We start from the raw sequence: 354 nt of genomic DNA, 5'->3' as shown, positions 1-354 counted from the left end.
CCGCTGGTAAGCGTCTTTCTTGATGTGCAGCGCTTTGTTGTACGCAAAACGAACCGCACCGAACTGAGCGTTGAGATATTCAGCCTGTTCTGGTGTTGGTAGATGCGTACTTTTGTTGCTCTTAACATCATCAGCGCTCATTGATATAATGCTTTTATTTTAACATGTTAGGGCAATATATCAATTGAGTAATCATGATGATTTACTGGCGGGATCCCTCAGAAAGCGGCACAGTGTCAGTAAACTGGTCGTGCATCTGATCTTTACGACAAAGTATCGACGTAAGCTATTTGACGGACTGATGCTCGCTCAACTGCGTGATGCATTTGACTCCGCTGCGGCAAAACTTGAATG

At 44.6% G+C, this 354-nt stretch carries 1 protein-coding gene and 1 pseudogene; one reads left to right on the top strand and one right to left on the bottom strand.

The features are described 5' to 3' along the window. A pseudogene (locus tag BHE89_RS22635) lies at positions 1-128 on the bottom strand (helix-turn-helix domain-containing protein); the annotation flags it as partial. 56 nt (positions 129-184) lie between these two features. On the opposite strand from BHE89_RS22635, the gene BHE89_RS22630 reads away from it, so the two are divergent. Beyond that, positions 185-354: transposase (locus BHE89_RS22630; protein ID WP_171742565.1), on the top strand; the 170-nt coding region annotated here is incomplete at its 3' end.

Source organism: Shigella sp. FC1967 (genome assembly GCF_001743005.1).
Taxonomy (GTDB): Bacteria; Pseudomonadota; Gammaproteobacteria; order Enterobacterales; family Enterobacteriaceae; genus Proteus.
The sequence above is the reverse complement of the archived record's forward strand: the minus strand, read 5'-3'. Positions and strand labels throughout refer to the sequence as shown.